We start from the raw sequence: 24469 nt of genomic DNA, 5'->3' as shown, positions 1-24469 counted from the left end.
ATCTCCTACGTGTCGTATGTGAGCGTCAGCGCTGGGCGGCCGCGAGCGATTCCTGCGCGGCGGCGGCCACGTTCTCCGCGGTGAAGCCGAACTCCTTGAAGAGCACCTTGCCGTCGGCCGAAGCGCCGAAGTGCTCCAGCGAGACGATGCGGCCGGCGTCACCGACGTACCGGTGCCAGGTCAGCCCGATCCCGGCCTCGACGGCGACACGCGCCTTGACGGACGGCGGCAGGACGCTGTCCCGGTACCCCTGGTCCTGCTCCTCGAACCACTCGACGGAGGGCATCGACACCACACGGGTCGGCACGCCCTGCGCCTGCAGCTGCTCGCGGGCCTCGACGGCGACGTGCACCTCGGAGCCGGTGGCGATCAGGATCACCTGGGCGTCGCCACCCTCGGCCTCGAAGAGCACGTAACCGCCCTTGGCGGCACCCTCGTTGGGCTCGTACGTCGGTACGCCCTGACGAGTCAGCGCGAGGCCGTGCGGAGCGCCCTTGCCCCACTCCTTCGTCCAACGCTTGAGGATCTCGCGCCAGGCGATCGCCGTCTCGTTGGCGTCGGCCGGACGCACGACGTTCAGGCCGGGGATGGCGCGCAGCGAGGCCAGGTGTTCGACCGGCTGGTGGGTGGGGCCGTCCTCGCCGAGACCGATGGAGTCGTGCGTCCACACGTACGTCACCGGCAGGTGCATCAGCGCGGAGAGCCGGACGGCGTTGCGCATGTAGTCGGAGAACACCAGGAAGGTGCCGCCGAAGATACGGGTGTTGCCGTGCAGCGCGATGCCGTTCATCTCGGCGGCCATGGCGTGCTCACGGATACCGAAGTGGATGGTGCGGCCGTACGGGTTCGCCTCGGGCAGCGGGTTGTCCGCGGGGAGGAACGACGACGTCTTGTCGATCGTGGTGTTGTTCGAGCCCGCGAGGTCGGCGGAGCCGCCCCACAGCTCGGGGATCACCGAACCGAGCGCCTGGAGGACCTTGCCGGACGCGGCACGGGTGGCCACACCCTTGCCCGCCTCGAACACCGGGAGGTGCGCCTCCCAGCCCTCGGGCAGCTCACCGGCCGCGACGCGCTCGTACTCGGCGGCACGCTCGGGGTTGTTGTCCCGCCACTGCTGGAACGACTTCTCCCACACGGCGCGGGCCGCCTGGCCGCGGTCGCCCAGGGCACGCGTGTGCGCGATGACCTCGTCGGTGACCTCGAAGTGCTTCTCCGGGTCGAAGCCCAGGACCCGCTTGGTGGCCGCGACCTCGTCCTCGCCGAGCGCCGAGCCGTGCGCGGCCTCGGTGTTCTGCGCGTTCGGGGCGGGCCAGGCGATGATGGAGCGCATCGCGATGAACGACGGCCTGTCGGTGACGGCCTTCGCGGCCTCGATCGCCTCGAACAGCGCGGCCGGGTCGAGGTCGCCGTTCTCCTTGGGCTCCACCCGCTGCACATGCCAGCCGTACGCCTCGTACCGCTTGGCGGTGTCCTCGGAGACGGCCGTCTCGGTGTCGCCCTCGATCGAGATGTGGTTGTCGTCCCACAGCATGATGAGGTTGCCGAGCTTCTGGTGCCCGGCCAGCGACGACGCCTCGGCGGAGATGCCCTCCTGGAGGCACCCGTCACCGGCGATCACGAAGATGTGGTGGTCGAACGGCGACTCGCCGACGGCGGCCTCCGGGTCGAACAGACCGCGCTCGTAGCGGGCGGCCATGGCCATGCCGACGGCGTTGGCGACACCCTGGCCGAGCGGCCCGGTCGTCGTCTCCACACCCTTGGTGTGGCCGTACTCGGGGTGGCCCGGCGTCTTCGAGCCCCAGGTGCGGAAGGACTCCAGGTCCTCCAGCTCCAGACCGAAGCCGCCCAGGTACAGCTGGATGTACAGCGTCAGGGAGGAGTGGCCGGCGGACAGGACGAACCGGTCACGGCCCACCCAGTCCGGGTCGGCGGGGTCGTGGCGCATCACCTTCTGGAAGAGGGTGTACGCGGCGGGCGCGAGGCTCATGGCCGTACCCGGATGGCCGTTGCCGACCTTCTGTACGGCGTCGGCGGCCAGGACGCGGGCGGTGTCGACGGCCCGCTGGTCCAACTCGGTCCACGCGAGGTCTGTAGTGGTCGGCTTGGTGCTCACCCTGGGTCAGGGCTCCTCTCACATGTCCGGTGCCGGCGTTCTCGGGGCGCCGGCCGCAGTCGAGCCTACCCCTGTAACAACGCGCATTTTTTCGAGTCATTCCAGACTGCCGGGACCGTCCCGGATCCGCCTCCCGACCGGTCGTTCCGCATGGTGAGACCAGCGGGTTCGGTCGCTCGACATCTGAATACGCAGCCGCTCATCCGACTGCTCAACCGAAGTGTGTTCGGCTCGTCCGGGCATGCCGTCCAACACGACCCGACCCCGTTGAAAGGCTGGCTCTGGGCAACGTCTACAGTGGCGTGGTACGCGCGAGCCGTTACGGGGAGTTCACATCCGTGGTGCTCGCTGGGAGTCTCTGTCAGGGGTGTGCGTGACGGCCGTCGAATCCCGTCCACCGGGAGTGCTGGGCGCGAACAGCACGAGCAGCATCCGGGGTCAGCGGCCGTTCGGGGCCCGCGTCAAGGCGTTCGTGGCCCTCACCAAGCCGAGGATCATCGAACTGCTGCTGATCACCACCGTTCCGGTGATGTTCCTCGCGGAGCAGGGCGTGCCCGACCTCTGGCTGGTGCTCGCCACCTGCATCGGCGGCTACCTCTCCGCGGGCGGCGCCAACGCGCTCAACATGTACATCGACCGTGACATCGACGCCCTCATGGAGCGCACCTCGCAGCGCCCCCTCGTCACCGGCATGGTCACCCCGCGTGAGGGCCTGGTCTTCGGCATCACCCTCGCCGTCGTCTCCACCGCCTGGTTCGGCCTCCTCGTCAACTGGCTGTCCGCCTGGCTGTCGCTCGGAGCGCTCCTCTTCTACGTCGTCGTCTACACGATGATCCTCAAACGGCGTACGGCGCAGAACATCGTGTGGGGCGGCATCGCCGGCTGCATGCCGGTCCTCATCGGCTGGTCCGCGGTGACCAACTCGATGTCCTGGGCCGCGGTGATCCTCTTCCTGGTCATCTTCTTCTGGACCCCGCCGCACTACTGGCCGCTGTCCATGAAGGTGAAGGACGACTACGCCCGCGTCGGCGTGCCCATGCTCCCGGTGATCGCCTCCAACAGGGTCGTCGCCCGCCAGATCGTCCTCTACAGCTGGGTGATGGTCGCCGTCTCCCTCCTGCTGACCCCCCTCGGCTACACCGGCTGGTTCTACACGACGGTCGCCCTGGTGACCGGCGGCTGGTGGCTCTGGGAGGCCCACGCCCTCCAGAACCGTGCGAAGAGCGGCGTCACCGGCGCCAAGCTCAAGGAGATGCGCCTCTTCCACTGGTCGATCACGTACGTCTCCCTGCTGTTCGTAGCGGTGGCGGTGGACCCCTTCCTCCGCTGAGGGTTCTGCTGAGAAGCGTCCGCAACAGCGCCCCTCAGGGGCGCGGGGAACCGCGCGAACAACCACGACGCACCCGCACGCGCCCCCTCACGGCGACGCAGCATGGCGAGTGGCCAACCCCACTGGCCTCACCGTCGCCGCCCGATCTACCCCTCGGTAACATCTTGTCCATGGCAGACACCAAGCAGGCAGACGAGGCCAGGGAAGCCAAGCGGGCCGCCAAGGCCGAGCGCCAGGCGACCCGGCTGGCCAAGCAGATCCGCTCCTTCGCGGCAGCGCACCGTGGCGCCGAGGCCCAGGTCGCCTACATCGGCGAGCGAGGCTCGCGCATCGTCCTCGTGGGCGAGGACGGCGGCTGGGGCGACCTCGTCGCCCCCACCCACGCCATCGCCGAGGAAGCCGTGCGCAAGGCCGGCGTCACCGTGTACGAGGACTTCGACGGCGAGTTCGCCGCCAAGGTGCGCACCGGCCCGTACGAGTGGTCGCGGATGGCCGGAATCCAGGTCGGGGGACCGGCCAACAGCAACACCTGAGCCCGCCTCACCCGTTAGGACCTGTGGGAGCACACGGGTCCAGCGACGGGGAGTCCGGATGATCGAAACGCCGTCCCTCGTGGATCAGTACTGCCACGGCGTACTGAGAACGGAGCTGGGCCTCGGCACCTTCGAGGCCCACCTCGCCCGCGGTGAGGGACCACCGGCGCCCGGCACCACCTTCTTCGACACCCAGACCGGCTTCGCCGTGCGCCGCTGGTGCCCGCCCCTGCTGGGCCTCGAACCGCACTGCCCACCGGCCCGCTATCTCGCCCGCCGCCGTGAACTGGGCGTCCTGGAGGCGGGCCGCCGACTGCTGCGGGGCAGCGGCATCACCACCTACCTCGTCGACACGGGGCTGCCCGGCGACCTCACCGGGCCCAGCGAGATGGCCACCACGGGCGACGCGGACGCACACGAGATCGTCCGGCTCGAACTCCTCGCCGAACAGGTCGCCGACACCTCCGGCACCGTGGAGTCGTTCCTCGCCAATCTCGCCGAGTCCGTGCACGCGGCCGCCGCGAACGCCGTCGCCTTCGCCTCGGTCGCGGGCGTACGGCACGGACTGGCACTCGCCCCCGAACCCCCCGGCCCGGGAGAGGTACGGGGCGCCGTCGGCCGCTGGCTGACGCACCGGCCGGTCGGCGGGAGACTCACCGACCCGGTCCTCCTTCGGCATCTGCTGTGGATCGCCATCGCCTCCGGGCGCCCCCTCCAGCTCCACGCCGGCCTCGGCGAGCCCGGCCTGCGCATCGACCGCACGGATCCCGTCCTGCTCACCGACTTCGTACGCGCCACGGCCGGCCTCGGCACCGACCTGGTCCTGCTGCACGGCTACCCGTACCACCGCCACGCCGCCCACCTCGCCGGGGTCTTCCCGCACGTCTACGCCGACCTCGGCGCCGAACTCGTCCGCACCGGCGCGCGGGCCCCCGCCGTGCTCGCCGAGGTCCTCGAGCTCGCCCCCTTCGGCAAGCTCCTGTTCTCCAGCGGCGCCCACGGCCTGCCCGAACTGCACGTCGTCGGCGCCCGCCTCTTCCGCGAGGCGCTGGCCCGGGTACTGGGCACCTGGGTCGCGGAGGGCGCCTGGTCCCTGAGAGACGCGCAGCGCGTGGCCGCACTGATCGCGGCGGACAACGCGCGACGGGTGTACGGCCTGGAGTGAGCGGGACCTGGGCCGGACAGACTGGCCCGTATGACACGCAGCGACCCGCCCCCCACCGCCCGCACCGCCGCCTTACGCGCGCTGCCGGACTCCACCGGTGCGACCGCCGCCCTCCTCCGCCGCTTCGTCGACGGGCTGCGGGGCGGCCCGGACCCGCTCGCCGTCTGGGCCCACGGTTCGCTCGGCGGCGGCGACTACCAGGAGGGCCGCAGCGATCTGGACCTGATCGCCGTCCTCGACCGGCCGATCACCGCCGGGACGGTCTGGCGGCTGGCCCGGCTGCACGCGCGGCTGCGCCACGAGCCGCTCGCCGCCCTGCTCCACTGCACCTATCTGACCGCCGACACCGTGTCCGACCCCGGCCGCAGACACCTCACCCGGGCGCACGGGCAGCTGTTCCGCCGGACGGTCACTCCGGTCACCCGCCGTGAACTGCACACGTTCGGCGTGGTCCTGCGGGGAGAGCCGCCCGAGAGCCTGTTGCCGCCGGTCACGGATGTCGAGCTGCACGCCTTCGTCGTACGCGACCAGCGGGACTTCTGGCGCCCGGCGGTAGACAAGGCCCACCTGTGGCAGCGGGACGTCTGGGTCGACCTCGGTCTGCTCACCCACGCCCGGGCCACCGCCACCCTCCGGGACGGCCGGCTGATCTCCAAGAGCGAGGCGCTGGAACTGCTGCCGGAGCTGGGCGCGCCCCGCGAGGTGGTCGAGGACGTCCGGCGGCGCCGCTACCGGGAGCCGGCCCGCACGGTGCCGCGTCGGGGCGAGCTGACCAGGGCGTTCCTCGGCCCCGCGATCGACGACCTGGTACGGACGTACTTCTGACTCAGCCGTGGGCCGCGACCGGGCGCTCCGCCTGGGCCGGCACCGGCACGTCCGTCTCGTCCGCCGGTCGCTCCCGCAGGGACAGCAGGACCCTCAGGGTGGCGATCCACACCAGGCAGGAGCCGAGCATATGGGCGCCGACCAGGACCTCGGGAAGGTCGGTGAAGTACTGGACGTAGCCGATGACACCCTGGGCGAGCAGGACCAGGAACAGGTCCCGGGTCCGGCGCAGCGGGTCGCGGGGCGCGTCGACCGCCTTGAGGACGAACCACAGGGCGAAGGTCAGCGTCACCACGATCCACGCGAGCACGGCGTGCAGCTTGGTGACCGTCTCCCAGTTCAGCGGGATGCGCTCGACCTCGCTGGAGTCACCGGCGTGCGGACCCGCGCCGGTGACGACCGTGCCGACCGCGATCAGCAGCACCGTGACGCCCACCAGGATCCACACCAGCTGCCGCACCGCCGTGCCGACCAGCGGACGCGGGGCGGCGTCGCCCTCGCGGGTGCGGTGCCACATCACGGCGGCGACGGCGATGAGCGCGGTCGACAGCAGGAAGTGCGCGGCCACCGTGTACGGGTTGAGGCCGACCAGCACGACGATGCCGCCGAGGACCGCGTTGCCCATGACCACCCAGAACTGCGTCCAGCCCAGCCGGGTCAGGTCGCGCCGGTACGGCTTCTGGGAGCGCGCGGCGATGATCGCCCAGCCGACCGCCGCGCACAGCACGTACGTCAGCATGCGGTTGCCGAACTCGATGACACCGTGGACGCCCATCTCGCGCGTCGCGGTGAGCGAGTCGTCGGTGCACTTGGGCCAGGTCGGGCAGCCGAGGCCCGACCCGGTCAACCGCACGGCGCCACCGGTCACCACGATGACCACCGCCATGACGAGGGCGGCCAGGGCCGCGCGCCGGACCGTCCGTGGATCGGGGGTCCAGCGTTCGGCGATGAAGGCGAGCGGGTTGCGCGCTGCGGAGACGAGGTCGTCGCGGGTCACGTTCGGCACGCGCACCATGGTAGGCCGCCGCTTGTGCACGCGTTCACGAGGGGGCGCACCGCTCCCGGACCACCGCTGTGACCTGCCGTTACTCCCAGCGGAAGAACCGGGCGGCCGCGCCGAGCCCGAGCACCGCCCACACCGCGAGGATCCCGAGGTCCGCCCACGGCATCCCCGCGCCGTGCTGGAGGACGTCGCGCAGTCCGTCGGAGAGCGCCGCGATCGGCAGCAGACCGAGCACGTTCTGCGCCGCGTCGGGGAACTTGTCGAGGGGCACCACGACACCGCCGCCCACCAGCAGCAGCAGGAAGACCAGGTTCGCCGCGGCGAGCGTCGCCTCCGCCTTGAGGGTGCCCGCCATCAGCAGGCCGAGGCCCGAGAAGGCCGCTGTGCCGAGGACCAGGAGCAGCAGGACCGCGAACGGGTTGCCGTGCGGGGACCAGCCCATCGCGAAGGCGATCACCGTGAGCAGGACGACCTGGAGGACCTCGGTGACCAGCACGGCCAGTGTCTTCGCGGTCATCAGGCCCCAACGGGGGAGCGGGGAGACGGCCAGCCGCTTGAGGACGCCGTAGCGGCGTTCGAAGCCGGTGGCGATGGCCTGCCCGGTGAACGCCGTCGACATCACCGCGAGCGCGAGGACACCGGGTGCCAGGAAGTCGACGGCCTCGCCCTCGCCGGTGTCGACGATGTCCACCGACCCGAACAGCACCAGCAGCAGCGTGGGGATCACGACCGTCAGCAGCAGCTGTTCGCCGTTGCGCAGCAGCATCTTCGTCTCCAGGGCCGCCTGCGCCGCGATCATGCGGGGGAGCGGGGCGGCGCCGGGCCGGGGCGCGTAGGTACCGCTGGTGGTCACGAACGCAGCTCCTTGCCGGTCAGTTCCAAAAAGACGTCTTCGAGGGTGTGCCGTTCCACGGAGATCCGGTCCGGCATCACGCCGTGCTGGGCGCACCAGGACGTGACCGTCGCGAGGAGCTGCGGGTCGACCTTGCCGGTGACCCGGTAGACGCCCGGGGTCAGCTCGACGGCCGTGGAGTCGGCGGGCAGCGCCTTCAGCAGGGAGCCGACGTCGAGGGCGGGGCGCCCGGTGAAGCGGAGGGTGTTCTCGGCGCCGCCGCGGCACAGCTCCTCGGGGCTTCCCTGGGCTATGACCCGGCCGGCGTCGATGATCGCGACGTCGTCGGCGAGCTGCTCGGCCTCGTCCATGTAGTGCGTGGTCAGGATGACGGAGACCCCGTCGGCGCGCAGGTCCCGGACGAGGTCCCAGGTGGCGCGGCGGGCCTGTGGGTCGAGGCCCGCGGTCGGCTCGTCGAGGAAGACCAGCTCGGGGCGGCCGACCACGGCCATCGCCAGAGCGAGCCGCTGCTGCTGTCCGCCGGACAGGCGGCGGTAGGTGGTGCGGCCGCAGCTGCCCAGCCCGAGGCGCTCGACGAGGGCGTCCACATCGAGCGGGTGGGCGTGCAGCTTGGCCACGTGCCGCAGCATCTCGTCGGCGCGCGCCCCCGAGTAGACGCCGCCGGACTGCAGCATGACGCCGATCCGCGGCCGTAGCTCGGCCGACTGCCCGACCGGGTCGAGGCCGAGGACGCGCACCGTGCCGGAGTCCGGCTTCCGGTATCCCTCGCAGCTCTCGACCGTGGTCGTCTTGCCGGCCCCGTTCGGGCCGAGTACGGCGGTCACGCCCTCCCGGGCCACCAGGTCGAGGCCGTCCACCGCGGTCTTCGTGCCGTACCGCTTCACCAGGGCCTGGATCCGGACCACGGGCTCACATCGCATGGCCCCGAGTCTAGGTAGGCGCGCACGGCCCGGGACCGGCGGGTGGGTGCACTCCTGGTCCGTCCCGCTGCGGGGGCGCGCCTTCCCGGGACGGCCGCGCCGCCGGGACCAGGTGTTTCCGTGGCCGTCGCCCCTCGGGGCGAGAACCGCCGTCTCGCGGATTCTGGGCTGTTCGGGTGAAGCGGACCTGTTCCGCGCAAGCGATCTTCTGACGGTGTTTCACTTGCCATGGTCCTGCCCCGGGTGCCCAGTGGACCCTTCTCCCTTCCCCTGAAAGGCAGTTGACGCATGATCGAATGCACCTCGTTCACCCGGCTCAGAGTCGTGGCCGCACTCGTCGCCTGGGGGCTGACGTGTGCCGTCCTGGTGGTGCTGCCCGCCCCGAGAGCGGAGGCCCAGCCCGTGGTCGGACCGCAGTTCTTCGACGACCTGGCCTACAGCACCCACCTCGATCCGCTCCTCGTCCAGCGTGGGTGGACGCTCAGGTCCGGCCAGGGCGGGCCGGGTGTGCCCGGCGCCACCTGGCGGCCCCAGAACATCACCTTCGCCACCGAGTCCGGCGCCTCCGTCATGACGATGCGTTCCGGTACCAACGGCACGGCGGCCGGCACCGAGCACACCGAGATCTACCAGCAGCGCAAGTTCCAGGACGGCACCTACGCGGCGCGGGTGCGGTTCAGCGACGTGCCGATCTACGGACCGGACGGCGACCGCATGGTGCAGACGTTCTTCACCATCTCGCCGCTGAACTACTCGATGGACCCCGCCTACAGCGAACTCGACTTCGAGTACCTGCCCAACGGCGGATGGGGCATCCCTGGCAGTGCCCTGCTCGCCTCCTCCTGGGAGACGTACTCGGAGGACCCGCCCCAGGAGGAGCACGTCACCACCCAGGAGCGCGCGAGCTTCTCCGGCTGGCACGACCTCGTCATCACGGTCGACGACACGGCAGTCACCTACTACATCGACGGCCGGCTCTTCGCCACGCACACGGAGCCGTATCTGCCCGAGTCGATGATGAGCATCCGCTTCAACCACTGGCTGATCAACCTGACGGGGATCAACAGCAGGAAGACACGTGCGTACGAGGAGAAGGTCGACTACGTGTACTTCGCGCAGGACCAGGTGCTGAGCCCGGCGGAGGTGGCGGCGGCCGTCGACGACTACCGGTCGCGCGGGGTGACCTTCGAGGACTCCGTCTGAGCGGATCGTCCGTGAGGGGGCGGCCTCAGGAGGCGGCCGCCCCCGTCCCGCCGCTGATCGGCAGCCGGGCGGTGAAGGTGGTGCCCCGGCCCTCCTCGGAGTGCACCTCCATCTCGCCGCCGTGGTTCGCCACGATGGTGTGGACGATGGTCAGCCCCAGACCGGTGCCCGGAATGGCCGCGTCGGTGGCGTTCGAGGCACGGAAGAACCGCTGGAACAGCCTCTCCTGCTCGGCCGCCGGAATACCGATGCCGTTGTCGCTGACCGTGAGGACCGCCTCTCCGTCCCGGGCCTCGGCAGCCACAGTGACCTTCCCGCCCTCGGGGGTGAACTTCACGGCGTTGGACAGCAGGTTCATCAGGACCCGGTCCAACTGGTCGCCGTCCGCGTCCAGCACCAGGGGCCGGGAGGGACAGCGTGTCTCCAGGGCCACCGAGGCCGCCTCGGCGGCCGGGCGGATCGCGTCGGCCGCCGAGGCCACCAGACCCCGCAGGTCCACGGGCTTCTTCAGGGAGCCGAAGGCGCCCGACTCGATGCGGGAGAGGGTGAGGAGATCCTCGATGAGCGCCCGCAGGCGGTTGGCGTTGCGGTCGACGACGTCCAACATCTGCAGCTGAGGCGGCGTCAGTGGCCCGGTCTCCTCGTCCTTCAACAGCTCGATGTATCCCACGATGCTGGTCAGCGGGGTGCGCAGCTCATGGGAGACGGTGGAAAGGAAGTCGCTCTTGGCCTTGTCCAGCGCGCGCAGCTTCTCGACCAGGCGCGTCTCCTTCTCGTACAGCAGGGACGTGTGCAGCGCGCGGCCCACACCGCTGGCCATGGACTCGGCCATCTCGATCTCCACCTGACGCCAGGCGCGGTCGCCGCTGGTACGCGCCACGCACACGGCGCCGATCGGTTCCTCGCCGACGCCGATCGGTGTGACCACCGCCGACTCCAGGCCCAGCGCCGCCGCGGCGGCGCGGTTCTCGGCGGGCATGCCGACCTGTCCGAAGGAACCCGGGGCGCCTGTCATCGGCGTCGTGCCGGACAGATACCGGGGCAGGTCGGCCGCCAGCCAGACCGTTCCCAGCCGGTAGTGGTCACGGACCACGTCCGCCGGGAGCGGGGGCAGGGCCCGGACCTCCGCCTCGGGCAGCAGCCCACGCTCCGGGGACCACACCCTGACCAGAGGGAAGGCGGAGCCGCCGTCCTCGGCGAGCATGATGAAGACGTAGTCGGCGCCGATGATCTCGCCCATGCCGCCGCACGCGGTGTCAAGGACGTAGTCCACGTCCAGGCGGTCCCTGATCCGGATGCCGAGATCGCGCGCCGCCCGCGAGAGGCTCGTGCGTTCCCGCTCCAGCCCGCGCAGCCGGTCGCTCTCATCGGCGAGCACGTTGACCGACCGCGCCACCGCCCTGATCTCCTCCGGCCCCACCTCCCGCGCACGCGCCGAGTGGTCGCCCGCCGCCAGCCGACCGAGCGTCTGAGCGGTGCTCCTGAGCGGCCTGGTCAGGGCGCGAGTGGTGCGCACGGACGCCAGGACGGCCACCGCCCCGCCCACCGCGAGCAGGACGCCGGTGCCCACGAAGCTGGCCTCCAGTATGCTGTCGGCCCGCTCCTCCAGACGGTTCATCTCACGTGTGAGGCTCAGGTCGAGACGCCGGTTGGTGGCTTCGAAGGCGGTGAACCGCCGGGCCGCCCGAAGGGTCAGCCGGTTCGCCTCGTCACTGCCGGGAGCGGCCTGGGCCTGCCGGTCGGCGACGGCCGCATAGGCACGCAGCTCCGCTTCCTGCGCCAACAGGTTCCCCCGGGCCGAGGTGGGGGTGTCCCGGTGGGCGGCGGCGAGGATGGCGAAGGTCTGCTCACGTGCGCGTCGGTAGCCGACGAGCTCCGTCTCGTCCCCGGTGAGGAGGTAGGTGCGTACGGCACGGTGCATGCGGCTCGCCTGTTCGCGCACGCGCAGGTTCTCCCGCACCTCCGGCTCCAGTTCCGTGAGGACCCGATCGTGCAGTCTGTTCGCCATGGACATGGTGACAAGCGCTCCGGCCCCGACGACCAGCAGGAGTCCGATCAGCAGCGCGAAGGTCGCGGTGAGCCGGCGTCCCACACGGACGCCGTGCAGGCCCGGGGCCGTCCTCATGTGCGTTTCCCGCCTTCTGGGAGCTGTGCGGAGCCGAATCCACTGCGTGCCATCGAGCCCCACTCCTGCGGGGCCCGGTGCAGCGCGTCCCACATGCCGCGCAGCCGCCACCACGCCGTGAACTGGCGATAGCCGACGTTCTCGACGGCGACACCGACGAAGGCGCCCCACACGTCACGCCACCGCGAGAACCGGTGGTACGCGTACTCCTCCACCGCGACCGACACCAGGCTGACGACCATGGCGTAGACATACGCCGCGAGCAGGAAGCGCCACAGGAAGGTCACGTCGACCGCGCCGAGCAGGACACCGAGGGGCACCAGCACCAACCCGGCCAGCTCCACCAGCGGGGCCGCCAGCTCGAAGAGCACGTAGAACGGCATCGCCATCACCCCGATGCGGCCGTACCGTGGGTTGCCGATCATGCGGCGGTGCTTGAGCAGGATCTCCGTCAGCCCGCGCTGCCACCGCCGCCGCTGGCGGCCGAGGACCCGCAGCCGTGAGGGCGCCTCGCTCCAGGAGATCGGCTCCGTGACGAAGGCGATGCGGTAGTCGCCGCTCCCGCGGCCCTGTTCCCTCATGTGCCGGTGGAGTCGGACGACGAGCTCCGCGTCCTCGCCGATGCAGTCCGGGTCCATCCCGCCCACCGCCACCACCGCGTCCCGCCGGAACAGACCGAAGGCACCGGCGATGATCAGCAGTCCGCCGACCTTGGACCATCCGGTCCTGCCGAGGAAGAAACCGCGCAGATACTCGACGACCTGCGCGCGGCCGAGCGGGTCGGTGGGGACGTGAGCCTCGACGACGCGCCCCGCCTTCACCGTGCAGCCGTTGGCGATACCGACCACACCACCGGTGGCGATCACCCGCAGCGGATCGTCGCTGAACGGTTTGGCCACCGCCAGCAGCGCCTGCGAGTCGAGGATGGAGTCGGCGTCCACCATGCACACCAGCGGATAGCGGGCCAGGTTGATCCCGACGTTGAGCGCGTCGGCCTTGCCGCCGTTCTCCTTGCGGGCCACCACGAGCGGCACCGGGCCGCCTTTGGGCAGATGCAGCGAGACGACCGCCCCCCGGGTGGGGACGTCCCGGGGGACGACATGGTCCACTTCGGTGAGGTCGAAGGCTTCGGCGAGGGCCTCCAGGGTGCCGTCGGTGGAGCCGTCGTCGACGACGACGACCTCGAACCTCGGGTAGTGCAGCAGCAGCATGGCCCGTACGGCCTCGGTGATGCCCGCCGCCTCGTTGTACGCGGGCATGATCACCGAGACGGGAGGGGTGAAGGGGCTGCCCGCGGCGTCCTCGTAGCCGGCGAAGGGTGCCCGGCGCATTCTCCTGGCGATCTCCCCCAGGGCGAGGAGGTTGAGCACCAGATGCCCGGTGTTGATGGCCACGAAGTAGAGGATGATGACGGTGTCGCACACCGTGATCACCTGGTGCAGGGCACCCAGCGGTCCCTCCCAGAGGCCGGGGGCCGCGACGATCACAGGCTCACCTCCACCAGGACGTCATGGCGCGTGCCGCCGACGGAGGCCTCCGCGAGCACGGCCCTGGCCTGGACGGCCGCCCGCGTCGCGGGACGGTCGCGGACGGCGCCCCGCAGCGCTGCCTTGCCCGTCGGGCCGAGGCGCAGCAGGGCCCGCGCCGCGGTGCCCGCCGCATGCGGGTCGGGATCGTCGAGCAGCGTGGCCAGCGGGTCCGTCGCGGCCTTCGCGCCCAGGCTGCCCAGGGCGCCGGCCGCCACGATGCGCAAGGCGGCCGGCCTGTCCGGGCGGATGGCCGCCAGCAGCGGCTCCAGACCGTCGGGCATGCCCAGCCTGCCCAACGAGCGCGCCGCCCGGATGCGGACCTCGGTGGCGGGGTCCTCCCGCAGGGCGTGGACGATGTCGGGGGCGCGGGCGATCGCACCGGTCACCCCGAGCACCTCCACGGCCACGGCCCGCACGAGGGGCACCGGATCCTTGAGCCCCGCCGCCACCTGCTCCCACGCCTCGGCACCGAGAGAGGTCAGTGCCGCGGTAATGATCTTGGGTGACACGGCGCGCGGTCCGTACAGGCTTCTCAGCAGATGCGGTACGGCCGCCGGATCATCGGTCCTGCCCAGCGCGCGGGCCGCGGCCAGCCGCACGTCCCGGTCACGGTCGTCGAGCAGCCGGCACAGCGACGGGGCGGCCGGACGGTGACGCAGCTGCCCGAGCAGCTGTGCGGCACGCCCCTGCCGGACGGCACTGCGGCTGCCCAGGTCGGCCACGGCCTCCGCGGCCGAGCCGCGCATCTCGTACAGCCGGACCAGTGCCGTGCGCGCGCTGCCGGCCACCTTTCCCAGCATGGACGCCACGGTGGGCTCCAGCGCGGCCCACGTGCGCCGGTCGATCCGCGCCATGCGTTCCAGCAGTTCGCCGTGGTCCTCCTCCGGTGCGCACAGCAGCTCCAGCAGCAGGCCGCGCACAGGCGCCGCGATCCGCTCACGTCGACGCCCGGTGTACGTACGGGCCCCGCGGATGCCGACGACCAGCAGGCTCAGTACCAGTCCCACGGCCAGCAGGTACAGCAGCGCGCCGGTGACGAGGTCGAGCGGGATCACCGTTCGGCCCGGGTGAGCACGGCGTTGACCCGGCTGGACAGCTCGCGCGGGCTGAAGGGCTTGACGATGTAGTCGTCGGCGCCCGCCGAGAAGCCGAGCTCGACGTCTCCCTCCTGGGAACGGGCGGTGATCAGGATGACCGGGAGCGACGCGGTCTCCTCCGCCGCGCGCAGCTCGCGGCAGACGTCCAGTCCCGACATCCGCGGCATCCGGATGTCCAGGAGCACGAGATCCGGCGGACGCTCGCGCAGGACCTGCAGCGCGGCCATGCCGTCCTCCACGGCCGTGACCTGGTGGCCGCTCTGCGTCAGCTTGAACGCGACGAGATCCCGGATGTCGGCGTCGTCGTCGGCTACCAGCACACGGGCCATTACTCCTCCTGCGATGCGGGACTGCGGTGGGAGGGACTGCGGTGGGAGGCGACGAGGCGTGCCACCGCCGCCTGCCGGAACGGCTTCGCCAGCAGTCCGTCCGTCGGGAGCCCGCCCAGGTCCTCCGGGTCGAGCACGGAGGTGACGACGAGGTGGCACCGTTTCGTCCGCTCGTCCGCTCGCATTCTGCGGATGACCTCCCGCCCGTCGATGCCGGGCAGCATTACGTCGACGATCGCCATGTCGGGGGGATCGTCGAACGCCAGTTGCAGCCCCTTCTCCCCCGAGGCCGCGGTGGTCACCCGGCAACCGAGGGCGCCCAGATGCCGCGTCAGCAGGGCACTGACGTCCTGGTCGTCGTCGATCACCAGGACGTGCAGGGGGCCTTGTCCAGCGTCCACGGCCACCCCGATCAGTAGGCGATGCTTTCAAATTAGGATCATTTGGCATCTCTCGCCACAGGGAGACCACAAGCCATACCGGGTCGCCGGTGATCGATCAAAGATCATTCCCGCAGGTCAGATGAGGCTTACCTAAGTGACGCACGGCACCGCCGGGCCGTCCGGGCGCGGCTTGCCCCCCTCCACGGAATTACGCAACAATGGCGTTGTGAAAAACGTTGGCGCGGCTCCGCAGGAGGAACTCGCGACCGGTGAGCGATCGACTCGCAACCGGGTCGCGCGGTCCATCCTGGACCACGGGCCGTCCACCGTGGCCGACCTGGCAGGCCGTCTCGGCCTGACCCAGGCCGCCGTCCGCCGACACCTCGACGCCCTGGTCGCCGACGACGTCGTGCAGCCCCGTGAGCAGCGTGTCTACGGCGCGCGTACGCGCGGGCGCCCGGCCAAGGTGTTCGCCCTGACGGACTGCGGCCGCGACGCCTTCGACCAGTCGTACGACAAGCTGGCCGTGGACGCGCTCCGCTGGATCGCGGACCAGGAGGGCGGGGAGCAGGCCGTCGCCGCCTTCGCCCGCGCCCGGGTCGCCGCGCAGGCCGGCGAGTACCGCGAGGCGGTCGAGGCAGCCGCCCCCGAAGACAGGGCCGAAGCCCTGGCCAAGGCCTTGAGTGCGGACGGGTACGCTGCTACGGCACGCAGTGCCCCCCACCCCCACCAGGGTGAGCAGCTCTGCCAGCACCACTGCCCGGTAGCCCATGTGGCCGAGCAGTTCCCGCAGCTCTGCGAGGCCGAGACCGAGCTCTTCGCCGAACTGCTCGGTACGCACGTCCAGCGGCTGGCCACCATCGCCCACGGCGACGGCGTCTGCACGACGTTCATCCCCAGAGTTTCCAAGTCAGCCACCAACGCATCCGCTAGCACGGCCGGGAGGAACCCCGCATGACTCTCCCCATCGAGGAGACCGCCCACCCTGAGCTCGAGGGCCTGGGTAAGTACGAATACGGCTGGGCGGACTCCGACGCGGCCGGCGCCGCAGCGAAGCGCGGTCTGAACGAGGAGGTCGTCCTTGACATCTCCGGCAAGAAGTCCGAGCCGGAGTGGATGACGAAGCTGCGTCTCAAGGGCCTGAAGCTGTTCGAGAAGAAGCCCATGCCCAACTGGGGCTCTGACCTGTCGGGCATCGACTTCGACAACATCAAGTACTTCGTGCGCTCCACGGAGAAGCAGGCGGCGTCCTGGGAGGACCTGCCCGAGGACATCAAGAACACCTACGACAAGCTGGGCATCCCCGAGGCGGAGAAGCAGCGCCTCGTCGCCGGTGTCGCCGCCCAGTACGAGTCGGAGGTCGTCTACCACCAGATCCGCGAGGACCTGGAGGAGCAGGGCGTCATCTTCCTCGACACCGACACCGCGCTGAAGGAGCACCCGGAGCTCTTCAAGGAGTACTTCGGCACCGTCATCCCCGCCGGCGACAACAAGTTCGCCGCGCTGAACACCGCCGTGTGGTCCGGCGGCTCCTTCATCTACGTGCCGAAGGGTGTGCACGTCGAGATCCCGCTCCAGGCCTACTTCCGTATCAACACGGAGAACATGGGCCAGTTCGAGCGGACCCTGATCATCGTCGACGAGGGCGCCTACGTGCACTACGTCGAGGGTTGTACGGCCCCGATCTACAAGTCGGACTCGCTGCACTCCGCGGTCGTCGAGATCATCGTCAAGAAGAACGCCCGCTGCCGCTACACGACCATCCAGAACTGGTCGAACAATGTCTACAACCTGGTCACCAAGCGCGCCGTCGCCTACGAGGGCGCCACCATGGAGTGGATCGACGGCAACATCGGCTCCAAGGTGACGATGAAGTACCCGGCCGTCTACCTGATGGGCGAGCACGCCAAGGGCGAGACCCTCTCCATCGCCTTCGCGGGCGAGGGCCAGCACCAGGACGCCGGCGCCAAGATGGTCCACATGGCCCCGAACACGTCCTCGAACATCGTCTCGAAGTCCGTGGCGCGCGGCGGTGGCCGCACCTCCTACCGCGGTCTGATCGAGATCGGTGAGGGCGCCCCCGGCTCCAAGTCGAACGTGCTGTGCGACGCGCTGCTCGTCGACACCATCTCCCGCTCGGACACCTACCCGTACGTCGACGTCCGTGAGGACGACGTGTCCATGGGCCACGAGGCGACCGTCTCCAAGGTCTCCGAGGACCAGCTCTTCTACCTGATGAGCCGCGGTCTGTCGGAGGACGAGGCCATGGCGATGATCGTGCGCGGCTTCGTCGAGCCGATCGCCAAGGAGCTGCCCATGGAGTACGCGCTGGAGCTCAACCGGCTGATCGAGCTGCAGATGGAAGGCGCGGTCGGCTGACCCCAGACCTTCCGGTCCAGCAGCAGGCGGCCCGCCTCTCCGGGGCGGGCCGAAGATCGTAAACGTAGGAAGAGAGCAGACCGACAGCCATGGCTGAGGCTCAGAACATCCCGGTGGGCTCCACCACCGCCGGCTCGATCGCGGTGGCCGCCGAGTCGACCGTCGTCTCGCGCATGAGCGCGCCCCCGTCCTTCGACGTGGCGGACTTCCCCGTGCCGCACGGCCGCGAGGAGGAGTGGCGGTTCACCCCGCTGGAGCGGCTGCGCGGGCTGCACGACGGCACCGCCGTCGGCACCGGCGACGGCCTGAAGGTCGACGTGCAGGCCCCCGAGGGCGTCACCGTCGAGGCCGTCGGCCGCGACGACGCCCGCCTCGGCAAGGCCGGCACCCCGGTGGACCGCGTCGCCGCCCAGGCCTACTCGGCGTTCGAGAAGGCCGGTGTGATCACCGTCCCCAAGGAGACGGTCCTCACCGAGCCGATCCGCATCGCCGTACACGGCGAGGGCGGCACCGCCTTCGCCCACCAGGTCATCGAACTGGGTGCCTTCGCCGAGGCCGTCGTCGTCATCGACCACACCGGTGACGCCGTGCTCGCCGCCAACGTCGACTACCTCCTCGGCGACGGCGCCAAGCTGACCGTCGTCTCCGTGCAGGACTGGGACGACAAGGCCGTGCACATCGCCCAGCACAACGCCCTCGTCGGCCGGGACGCCTCCTTCAAGTCGGTCGTCGTCACCTTCGGCGGCGACGTCGTCCGTCTCCACCCGCGCGTCACCTACGCCGGCCCCGGCGGCGAGGCCGAGCTGTTCGGCCTGTACTTCACCGACGCCGGCCAGCACCAGGAGCACCGCCTGCTGGTCACCCACAACGTGCCGCACTGCAAGTCCAACGTGGTCTACAAGGGCGCCCTCCAGGGCGACGGAGCCCACGCGGTGTGGATCGGCGACGTCCTCATCGAGGCCGCGGCCGAGGGCACCGACACCTACGAGATGAACCGGAACCTCGTCCTCACGGACGGCGCCCGCGTCGACTCCGTGCCGAACCTGGAGATCGAGACCGGCGAGATCGTCGGAGCCGGCCACGCCTCGGCGACCGGCCGCTTCGACGACGAGCAGCTCTTCTACCTGATGGCCCGCGGCATCCCCGCCGAGGAGGCCCGCCGCCTCGTCGTGCGCGGCTTCTTCGCCGAGCTGGTCCAGCAGATCGGTGTCGACGACATCGAGCAGCGCCTGCTGGAGAAGCTCGACGAGGAGCTGGAGACCGTGACTGGATCGGGCCGATGACCACCTTCGTACGCGCCTGCGGGCTGAGCGAGCTGGAGGAGGACACCCCGAAGCGGGTGGAACTCGACGGCACGCCGGTCTCGGTCGTGCGGACCGAGGGAGAGGTGTTCGCCATCCACGACATCTGCTCCCACGCGAACGTCTCGCTCTCCGAGGGCGAGGTGGAGGACTGCCAGATCGAGTGCTGGCTGCACGGCTCCGCGTTCGACCTCCGCACCGGCAAGCCCTCCGGCCTGCCCGCGACGCGTCCCGTCCCCGTATACCCCGTAAAGATCGAAGGGGACGACGTGCTCGTCTCCCTCTCCCAGGAGTCCTGAGGCACCCATGGCAACGCTTGAAATCCGAGACCTGCACGTCACCGTCGAGGCCGACAACGCCACGAAGGAGATCCTCAAGGGCGTCGACCTCACCGTGAAGCAGGGCGAGACGCACGCCATCATGGGCCCCAACGGCTCCGGCAAGTCGACCCTCGCCTACTCGCTCGCGGGTCACCCGAAGTACACGATCACCGGCGGCACCGTGCTGCTCGACGGCGAGGACGTCCTGGAGATGTCCGTCGACGAGCGCGCCCGCGCGGGCCTGTTCCTGGCGATGCAGTACCCGGTCGAGGTCCCCGGCGTCTCGGTCTCCAACTTCCTGCGGACCTCCGCCACCGCCATCCGCGGCGAGGCCCCCAAGCTGCGCACCTGGGTCAAGGAGGTCAAGGAGGCCATGCAGCGCCTCAACATGGACCCCTCCTTCGCCGAGCGCAACGTCAACGAGGGCTTCTCCGGCGGTGAGAAGAAGCGCCACGAGATCCTCCAGCTCGAACTGCTCAGGCCGAAGGTCGCGATCCTCGACGAGACGGACTCCGGTCTGGACGTCGACGCGCTCCGGGTCGTCTCGGAGGGCGTCAACCGCGTCCGTGAGACCGGCGAGGTCGGCACCCTGCTGATCACGCACTACACGCGCATCCTGCGCTACATCAAGCCCGACCACGTCCACGTCTTCGCCGGCGGCAGGATCGTCGAGTCCGGTGGCCCCGAGCTCGCCGACAAGCTGGAGAACGAGGGCTACGAGGCATACACGAAGGGTGGCGCATCCGCGTGACACAGCTGCCGGGCCTCCTCGACACAGAGGCGCTCCGCAAGGACTTCCCCATCCTGGACCGTCAGGTCCACGACGAGCGGAAGCTCGTGTACCTGGACAACGCGGCGACCTCGCAGAAGCCGCGCCAGGTGCTGGACGCCCTGAGTGAGTACTACGAGCGCTACAACGCCAACGTCCACCGCGGTGTGCATGTGCTCGCCGAGGAGGCCACGGCGCTGTACGAGGGCGCGCGCGACAAGGTCGCCGCGTTCATCAACGCGCCCAGCCGCGACGAGGTGATCTTCACCAAGAACGCCTCCGAGTCGCTGAACCTCGTGGCGAACATGCTCGGCTGGGCCGACGAGCCCTACCGGGTGGACTCCGAGACCGAGATCGTCATCACGGAGATGGAGCACCACTCCAACATCGTGCCGTGGCAGCTGCTCGCGCAGCGCACGGGCGCGAAGCTCAAGTGGTTCGGCCTCACCGACGACGGCCGGCTCGACCTGTCGAACATCGACGAGATCATCACCGAGAAGACGAAGATCGTCTCCTTCGTGCTGGTGTCCAACATCCTGGGCACGGTCAACCCGGTCGAGGCGATAGTGCGCCGGGCGCAGGAGGTCGGAGCCCTGGTCTGCGTCGACGCCTCGCAGGCCGCACCGCACATGCCGCTGGACGTCCAGGCCCTCCAGGCCGACTTCGTGGCCTTCACGGGCCACAAGATGTGCGGTCCGACCGGCATCGGCGTGCTCTGGGGCCGCCAGGAGCTCCTGGAGGACCTGCCCCCGTTCCTCGGCGGCGGCGAGATGATCGAGACGGTGTCGATGCACTCGTCGACGTACGCCCCCGCCCCGCACAAGTTCGAGGCGGGCACCCCGCCGATCGCGCAGGCGGTCGGTCTGGGCGCGGCGATCGACTACCTCAACTCGATCGGCATGGACAAGATCCTCGCCCATGAGCACGCCCTCACCGAGTACGCGGTGAAGCGGCTCGCGGAGGTCCCCGACCTGCGCATCATCGGCCCCACCACGGCCGAGGACCGGGGCGCGGCGATCTCCTTCACGCTCGGCGACATCCACCCGCACGACGTGGGCCAGGTCCTCGACGAGCAGGGCATCGCGGTCCGGGTCGGGCACCACTGCGCCCGCCCCGTCTGCCTGCGGTACGGAATTCCCGCGACCACCCGAGCGTCGTTCTATCTGTACTCCACGCCGGCCGAGATCGACGCGCTGGTCGACGGCCTGGAGCACGTACGGAACTTCTTCGGCTGATGGGACGAGCGATCGCATGAAGCTGGACTCGATGTACCAGGAAGTCATCCTGGACCACTACAAGAACCCGCACGGGCGGGGCTTGCGGGATGGCGACGCCGAGGTGCACCACGTGAACCCCACGTGCGGCGACGAGATCACCCTGCGCGTGAAGTACGACGGTACGACCATCGAGGACGTCTCGTACGAGGGCCAGGGCTGCTCGATCAGCCAGGCCAGCGCCTCCGTGCTGAACGAGCTGCTCGTCGGCAAGGAGCTGACGGACGCGCGGCGGATCCAGGAGACCTTCCTGGAGCTGATGCAGTCCAAGGGGAAGATCGAGCCGGACGACGCGATGGAGGAGGTCCTGGAGGACGCGGTCGCGTTCGCCGGGGTCTCCAAGTACCCGGCCCGGGTCAAGTGCGCCCTCCTCAGCTGGATGGCGTGGAAGGACGCGACGGCCCAGGCGCTGGGCGCCGACGCCGAAAGGAAGACGGCATGAGCGACACCGTGGAGATGAAGCCGGCCTCCGAGGAGGAGATCCGCGAGGCCCTGTACGACGTCGTCGACCCCGAGCTGGGCATCGACGTCGTCAACCTGGGCCTGATCTACGGCATCCACATCGACGACGCGAACATCGCGACGATCGACATGACCCTGACCTCGGCGGCCTGCCCGCTGACCGATGTCATCGAGGACCAGGCCAAGTCCGCGACGGACGGCCTCGTCAACGAGCTGCGCATCAACTGGGTCTGGATGCCCCCGTGGGGCCCGGACAAGATCACGGACGACGGGCGCGAGCAGCTTCGGGCGCTCGGGTTCAACGTCTGAGACCGACAGCGTGAGTGTGGCCCCCGGCGAAAGTCGCCGGGGGCCACACTCATGTCCGGGTGCCGTGCCGTCAGTCGAGGCCCTTCACCAGGCGGAAGAAGAAGTCCTGCCGGTTGCCGCTGTTGTAGCCGTACGGGTCCAGGACCAGCTCGAAGTTCCGGTGACGCAGCACGCGGTCGGGGTAGTTCACCGAGCGGAGCATCATGGCGTCCGAGTACGGCGACCGCAGCGGGCAGAACGTCGCGTCCTGCTTGAAGAGGTTCGAGCCGTCGTTGCCGCTGACGCGGAGCCGGAAGTTCTGGTGCCTGACGTACCGTCCGTCCGCCATGCGGAAGGAGTAGCAGTCGGACCTGGCGAGGCCGGAGACCACCTTGAAGGTGGAGTCCTCACGGGTCTCGCTGCCGCTGTATGTGCCCACCGGGTCGAGGCGGATGACACCGCCGCTCTCGTGCCAGTACCGGTCGGGGTAGTTGACGGCCTGTACGGACTTCCGGATCACGGACGCCGACGGCGGCTTCTTCCCGGGCGACGTCGACTTGGACGGCTTGGGGGCCGGCTTCGCGCCGCCCTGCTGCTTGTCGTCCGCGCCGGAGCCCTCGGAGTCGGAGGAACCCTTGTCCTTGCCCTCGCCCTTGGAGCCGCCCTTGGGGTCCTGCGGCTCGGACAGTCCGCTCTTCCCGTCGGGGGCCGTGGCCGGCGACGCCGGGGGAAGGGAGAGCGGGGCGACCGGGTCGTCGGCCAGCATGGTGCGGTCCGTGCGGGTCTGTGACGTGTCGTCAGAACCGGAGTCCTGAAGGACGATCGCGGTCACACACGACGACACGACGGCCAGGGCGAGCGCTCCGGCCAGCCAGAGACGGCGGGTGCCCGGTATTCGGGTGTCGTCGGGGGCGACACCGGTCTCCCACACCTTCGCGGATCTCAACACCGGGAGGTTGGGGGTGTTCTGGTCCGGATCAGGTCCGGGCTTCGTTGGCGGCATGCGCGGTTCCCTCGGCGTCGCACAGGCGGACGCGAATTCGTCATGCGGGTCAGGGGAGGTGGTACGTGTCACCGGTGTGTGCGAACCCTTGCGGTCGTCACACAATCGGGAGATTGACTGTTGAAACAGTAGTGGACCAAGTGGTGTGCGGGGAGCCCTTTCGGAGAGCGCTTCCATAACGGAACGGCCCCGAAACCGCGGCCTCTTGGGGAGACATTTCCGTGCGGGTGCGCCCGATCGGGGACGGACGGGGGCACCCCGCGAGGGCCACCTGGGTGTCGTCGGCCCGCGATGGGTACGCCTCTGTGCCCCCACGCCTCGATGTGTACGACCGTACGCATCATGTGTACGCTAGTACACATGGGATATCTGCTGCTCGGCTTCGCCATAGCCGCCGAGGTCGTGGCCACCACGGCCATGAAATACAGCGAGGGCTTCAGCAAGTTGGGCCCGTCGTTGGTCACGGGGATCGGTTACCTGGTCTCCTTCGGGCTCCTGGCCCAGGCGCTCAAGTCGATGTCGATCGGCACGGCCTACGCCATCTGGTCCGGCGTCGGCACCGCCAGCGTCGCCGCGCTCGGCCTCGTGCTGTTCGGGGAGGGGTTGGGCTTCGCCAAGGCCGCCGGGATCGCGCTGATCATCGCGGGGGTCGTCGTCCTCAACCTGGGAGGCGCCCACTGATGGCCCGGCGTTACGACCCCGAGCGGCGGCAGCGGATCATCGACGCGGCGATCCGCGTCGTCGGGGAGAAGGGCATCGCCGGGCTGAGCCACCGGAGCGTGGCCGCCGAGGCGGACGTACCGCTCGGCTCGACGACGTACCACTTCAAGACCCTCGACGACCTCATGGTGGCGGCGCTGCGGCAGGCCAACGAGGGGTACGCGCGCACGGTCCTGGCCCGCGGCGCCCTCCAGGACCCGGAGTCCGACCTGGCCGCCGAACTCGCCGCGCTCGGCAGCGAATGGTTCGCCGGCGACCGTACGGGGCTGGAGGTCGAGTACGAGCTCTACCTGGCCGCACTGCGCCGCCCGACCCTCCGCCCGGTCGCCGCGGAGTGGGCGGAGGGCTTCGCCGACTGCCTCGCCCTGCGCACCGATCCGGTGACCGCGCGGGCCCTGGTCGCCCTGATCGACGGGATCTGCCTCCAGGTGCTGCTGACGGGGGCGCCGTACGACGAGGGGTACGCGCGGGAGGTGCTGGCGCGGGTGATCGGCTGAGGGCACCGGGACCGGTGCGGGGGAGGCGGGGGTGTCGCGGGGGCCGTC

The 24469-nt window shown here is 70.2% G+C and carries 25 protein-coding genes; 15 read left to right on the top strand and 10 right to left on the bottom strand.

All coding sequences use genetic code 11. The annotated features are described in order from the left end of the window. Nucleotides 1-25 precede the first annotated feature (25 nt). Entirely contained in the window at nucleotides 26-2113 is a 2088-nt protein-coding gene (gene tkt / locus ACZ4Z3_RS04790; protein ID WP_468499678.1) for a transketolase, read from the bottom strand. 373 nt (nucleotides 2114-2486) lie between these two features. On the opposite strand from tkt, the gene ACZ4Z3_RS04785 reads away from it, so the two are divergent. The 4 genes from ACZ4Z3_RS04785 to ACZ4Z3_RS04770 all read left to right on the top strand — a co-directional run bounded on the left by ACZ4Z3_RS04785 (nucleotide 2487) and on the right by ACZ4Z3_RS04770 (nucleotide 5966). Continuing rightward, complete coding sequence (locus ACZ4Z3_RS04785) at nucleotides 2487-3443, top strand: heme o synthase (protein ID WP_468499677.1); 957 nt, start codon at nucleotides 2487-2489, stop codon at nucleotides 3441-3443. A 170-nt stretch (nucleotides 3444-3613) separates the two neighbouring features. Beyond that, the gene (locus ACZ4Z3_RS04780; protein ID WP_468499676.1) at nucleotides 3614-3976 is read left to right on the top strand and encodes a hypothetical protein; all 363 of its coding nucleotides are present in this window, start codon (nucleotides 3614-3616) and stop codon (nucleotides 3974-3976) included. Between the two features lie 58 nt (nucleotides 3977-4034). Further along, nucleotides 4035-5141 (top strand): amidohydrolase family protein, encoded by a 1107-nt coding sequence (locus ACZ4Z3_RS04775; protein WP_468499675.1) that lies wholly within the window; start codon nucleotides 4035-4037, stop codon nucleotides 5139-5141. Between the two features lie 30 nt (nucleotides 5142-5171). Beyond that, complete coding sequence (locus tag ACZ4Z3_RS04770) at nucleotides 5172-5966, top strand: nucleotidyltransferase family protein (protein WP_468499674.1); 795 nt, start codon at nucleotides 5172-5174, stop codon at nucleotides 5964-5966. A gap of 1 nt (nucleotide 5967) precedes the next feature. On the opposite strand, the gene ACZ4Z3_RS04765 is transcribed toward ACZ4Z3_RS04770, so the two are convergent. The 3 genes from ACZ4Z3_RS04765 to ACZ4Z3_RS04755 all read right to left on the bottom strand — a co-directional run bounded on the left by ACZ4Z3_RS04765 (nucleotide 5968) and on the right by ACZ4Z3_RS04755 (nucleotide 8742). After that, a complete protein-coding gene (locus ACZ4Z3_RS04765) occupies nucleotides 5968-6981 on the bottom strand; it encodes a COX15/CtaA family protein (RefSeq protein WP_468499673.1) in 1014 nt (337 codons plus the stop codon). Between the two features lie 70 nt (nucleotides 6982-7051). Continuing rightward, nucleotides 7052-7768: an ABC transporter permease gene (locus ACZ4Z3_RS04760; RefSeq protein ID WP_468500196.1), complete on the bottom strand. Its 717-nt coding sequence runs from the start codon at nucleotides 7766-7768 to the stop codon at nucleotides 7052-7054. 50 nt (nucleotides 7769-7818) lie between these two features. After that, a complete protein-coding gene (locus tag ACZ4Z3_RS04755; RefSeq protein ID WP_468499672.1) occupies nucleotides 7819-8742 on the bottom strand; it encodes an ABC transporter ATP-binding protein in 924 nt (307 codons plus the stop codon). Nucleotides 8743-9030: 288 nt separating this feature from the next. Here ACZ4Z3_RS04755 and ACZ4Z3_RS04750 point away from each other — a divergent pair, with 288 nt between their 5' ends. Then, nucleotides 9031-9945, top strand: coding sequence for a glycoside hydrolase family 16 protein (locus tag ACZ4Z3_RS04750; protein WP_468499671.1), 915 nt, complete (start codon nucleotides 9031-9033; stop codon nucleotides 9943-9945). A 25-nt stretch (nucleotides 9946-9970) separates the two neighbouring features. Here the strand turns inward: ACZ4Z3_RS04750 and ACZ4Z3_RS04745 are convergent, their stop codons facing one another. The 5 genes from ACZ4Z3_RS04745 to ACZ4Z3_RS04725 are packed head-to-tail and all read right to left on the bottom strand — an operon-like array spanning nucleotide 9971 to nucleotide 15426. Then, nucleotides 9971-12070, bottom strand: coding sequence for a sensor histidine kinase (locus ACZ4Z3_RS04745; RefSeq protein WP_468499670.1), 2100 nt, complete (start codon nucleotides 12068-12070; stop codon nucleotides 9971-9973). Then, a complete protein-coding gene (locus ACZ4Z3_RS04740) occupies nucleotides 12067-13557 on the bottom strand; it encodes a glycosyltransferase family 2 protein (protein ID WP_468499669.1) in 1491 nt (496 codons plus the stop codon). The genes ACZ4Z3_RS04745 and ACZ4Z3_RS04740 overlap by 4 nt, the downstream gene beginning before the upstream one ends. Beyond that, a complete protein-coding gene (locus tag ACZ4Z3_RS04735; protein ID WP_468499668.1) occupies nucleotides 13554-14654 on the bottom strand; it encodes a HEAT repeat domain-containing protein in 1101 nt (366 codons plus the stop codon). Before ACZ4Z3_RS04735 ends, ACZ4Z3_RS04740 begins: the two co-directional genes overlap by 4 nt. Continuing rightward, the gene (locus ACZ4Z3_RS04730; RefSeq protein ID WP_468499667.1) at nucleotides 14651-15025 is read right to left on the bottom strand and encodes a response regulator transcription factor; all 375 of its coding nucleotides are present in this window, start codon (nucleotides 15023-15025) and stop codon (nucleotides 14651-14653) included. Before ACZ4Z3_RS04730 ends, ACZ4Z3_RS04735 begins: the two co-directional genes overlap by 4 nt. Further along, nucleotides 15025-15426: a response regulator gene (locus ACZ4Z3_RS04725; RefSeq protein WP_468499666.1), complete on the bottom strand. Its 402-nt coding sequence runs from the start codon at nucleotides 15424-15426 to the stop codon at nucleotides 15025-15027. Before ACZ4Z3_RS04725 ends, ACZ4Z3_RS04730 begins: the two co-directional genes overlap by 1 nt. A 208-nt stretch (nucleotides 15427-15634) precedes the next feature. On the opposite strand from ACZ4Z3_RS04725, the gene ACZ4Z3_RS04720 reads away from it, so the two are divergent. From ACZ4Z3_RS04720 to ACZ4Z3_RS04685, 8 genes are all read left to right on the top strand, one after another. After that, nucleotides 15635-16366 (top strand): helix-turn-helix transcriptional regulator, encoded by a 732-nt coding sequence (locus ACZ4Z3_RS04720; protein WP_099968760.1) that lies wholly within the window; start codon nucleotides 15635-15637, stop codon nucleotides 16364-16366. Beyond that, a complete protein-coding gene (sufB, locus tag ACZ4Z3_RS04715) occupies nucleotides 16363-17787 on the top strand; it encodes a Fe-S cluster assembly protein SufB (protein WP_359693274.1) in 1425 nt (474 codons plus the stop codon). The genes ACZ4Z3_RS04720 and sufB overlap by 4 nt, the downstream gene beginning before the upstream one ends. Nucleotides 17788-17876: 89 nt before the next feature. Then, nucleotides 17877-19070, top strand: coding sequence for a Fe-S cluster assembly protein SufD (gene sufD, locus ACZ4Z3_RS04710; RefSeq protein WP_468499665.1), 1194 nt, complete (start codon nucleotides 17877-17879; stop codon nucleotides 19068-19070). Beyond that, a complete protein-coding gene (locus ACZ4Z3_RS04705) occupies nucleotides 19067-19387 on the top strand; it encodes a non-heme iron oxygenase ferredoxin subunit (RefSeq protein WP_468499664.1) in 321 nt (106 codons plus the stop codon). Before sufD ends, ACZ4Z3_RS04705 begins: the two co-directional genes overlap by 4 nt. Nucleotides 19388-19394: 7 nt before the next feature. Beyond that, nucleotides 19395-20159: a Fe-S cluster assembly ATPase SufC gene (gene sufC / locus ACZ4Z3_RS04700; protein WP_055514967.1), complete on the top strand. Its 765-nt coding sequence runs from the start codon at nucleotides 19395-19397 to the stop codon at nucleotides 20157-20159. After that, nucleotides 20156-21412 carry a cysteine desulfurase gene (locus tag ACZ4Z3_RS04695; RefSeq protein WP_468499663.1) on the top strand — a complete coding sequence of 419 codons (1257 nt, stop codon included), beginning with the start codon at nucleotides 20156-20158 and terminating at the stop codon, nucleotides 21410-21412. Before sufC ends, ACZ4Z3_RS04695 begins: the two co-directional genes overlap by 4 nt. Nucleotides 21413-21428: 16 nt before the next feature. Continuing rightward, nucleotides 21429-21893, top strand: coding sequence for a Fe-S cluster assembly sulfur transfer protein SufU (sufU, locus tag ACZ4Z3_RS04690; protein ID WP_055514972.1), 465 nt, complete (start codon nucleotides 21429-21431; stop codon nucleotides 21891-21893). After that, on the top strand, nucleotides 21890-22222 hold the full coding sequence (locus ACZ4Z3_RS04685) for a metal-sulfur cluster assembly factor (RefSeq protein WP_055514975.1): 333 nt from the start codon (nucleotides 21890-21892) through the stop codon (nucleotides 22220-22222). Before sufU ends, ACZ4Z3_RS04685 begins: the two co-directional genes overlap by 4 nt. A 70-nt stretch (nucleotides 22223-22292) precedes the next feature. On the opposite strand, the gene ACZ4Z3_RS04680 is transcribed toward ACZ4Z3_RS04685, so the two are convergent. Then, nucleotides 22293-23204, bottom strand: a complete 912-nt coding sequence (locus ACZ4Z3_RS04680; RefSeq protein ID WP_468499662.1) for an AbfB domain-containing protein — start codon at nucleotides 23202-23204, stop codon at nucleotides 22293-22295. A gap of 360 nt (nucleotides 23205-23564) precedes the next feature. On the opposite strand from ACZ4Z3_RS04680, the gene ACZ4Z3_RS04675 reads away from it, so the two are divergent. Together ACZ4Z3_RS04675 and ACZ4Z3_RS04670 are read left to right on the top strand one after the other, a co-directional pair. After that, nucleotides 23565-23885 (top strand): DMT family transporter, encoded by a 321-nt coding sequence (locus ACZ4Z3_RS04675; protein ID WP_468499661.1) that lies wholly within the window; start codon nucleotides 23565-23567, stop codon nucleotides 23883-23885. Then, a complete protein-coding gene (locus ACZ4Z3_RS04670) occupies nucleotides 23885-24421 on the top strand; it encodes a TetR/AcrR family transcriptional regulator (RefSeq protein ID WP_468499660.1) in 537 nt (178 codons plus the stop codon). Before ACZ4Z3_RS04675 ends, ACZ4Z3_RS04670 begins: the two co-directional genes overlap by 1 nt. Nucleotides 24422-24469: the final 48 nt, after the last annotated feature.

This window comes from Streptomyces sp. NPDC030296, from assembly GCF_055572815.1.
The sequence above is the reverse complement of the archived record's forward strand: the minus strand, read 5'-3'. Positions and strand labels throughout refer to the sequence as shown.

Excerpts from the sequence above, each read along its gene's own strand:
- ACZ4Z3_RS04780 (WP_468499676.1), top strand. The coding sequence starts at position 3,614 with ATGGCAGACACCAAGCAGGCAGACGAGGCCAGGGAAGCCAAGCGGGCC.
- ACZ4Z3_RS04775 (WP_468499675.1), top strand. The coding sequence starts at position 4,035 with ATGATCGAAACGCCGTCCCTCGTGGATCAGTACTGCCACGGCGTACTG.
- ACZ4Z3_RS04770 (WP_468499674.1), top strand. The coding sequence starts at position 5,172 with ATGACACGCAGCGACCCGCCCCCCACCGCCCGCACCGCCGCCTTACGC.
- ACZ4Z3_RS04765 (WP_468499673.1), bottom strand. The coding sequence starts at position 6,981 with ATGGTGCGCGTGCCGAACGTGACCCGCGACGACCTCGTCTCCGCAGCG.
- ACZ4Z3_RS04760 (WP_468500196.1), bottom strand. The coding sequence starts at position 7,768 with ATGATCGCGGCGCAGGCGGCCCTGGAGACGAAGATGCTGCTGCGCAAC.
- ACZ4Z3_RS04755 (WP_468499672.1), bottom strand. The coding sequence starts at position 8,742 with ATGCGATGTGAGCCCGTGGTCCGGATCCAGGCCCTGGTGAAGCGGTAC.
- ACZ4Z3_RS04750 (WP_468499671.1), top strand. The coding sequence starts at position 9,031 with ATGATCGAATGCACCTCGTTCACCCGGCTCAGAGTCGTGGCCGCACTC.
- ACZ4Z3_RS04745 (WP_468499670.1), bottom strand. The coding sequence starts at position 12,070 with ATGAGGACGGCCCCGGGCCTGCACGGCGTCCGTGTGGGACGCCGGCTC.
- ACZ4Z3_RS04730 (WP_468499667.1), bottom strand. The coding sequence starts at position 15,025 with ATGGCCCGTGTGCTGGTAGCCGACGACGACGCCGACATCCGGGATCTC.
- sufB (WP_359693274.1), top strand. The coding sequence starts at position 16,363 with ATGACTCTCCCCATCGAGGAGACCGCCCACCCTGAGCTCGAGGGCCTG.
- sufD (WP_468499665.1), top strand. The coding sequence starts at position 17,877 with ATGGCTGAGGCTCAGAACATCCCGGTGGGCTCCACCACCGCCGGCTCG.
- ACZ4Z3_RS04705 (WP_468499664.1), top strand. The coding sequence starts at position 19,067 with ATGACCACCTTCGTACGCGCCTGCGGGCTGAGCGAGCTGGAGGAGGAC.
- sufC (WP_055514967.1), top strand. The coding sequence starts at position 19,395 with ATGGCAACGCTTGAAATCCGAGACCTGCACGTCACCGTCGAGGCCGAC.
- sufU (WP_055514972.1), top strand. The coding sequence starts at position 21,429 with ATGAAGCTGGACTCGATGTACCAGGAAGTCATCCTGGACCACTACAAG.
- ACZ4Z3_RS04685 (WP_055514975.1), top strand. The coding sequence starts at position 21,890 with ATGAGCGACACCGTGGAGATGAAGCCGGCCTCCGAGGAGGAGATCCGC.
- ACZ4Z3_RS04680 (WP_468499662.1), bottom strand. The coding sequence starts at position 23,204 with ATGCCGCCAACGAAGCCCGGACCTGATCCGGACCAGAACACCCCCAAC.
- ACZ4Z3_RS04675 (WP_468499661.1), top strand. The coding sequence starts at position 23,565 with ATGGGATATCTGCTGCTCGGCTTCGCCATAGCCGCCGAGGTCGTGGCC.
- ACZ4Z3_RS04670 (WP_468499660.1), top strand. The coding sequence starts at position 23,885 with ATGGCCCGGCGTTACGACCCCGAGCGGCGGCAGCGGATCATCGACGCG.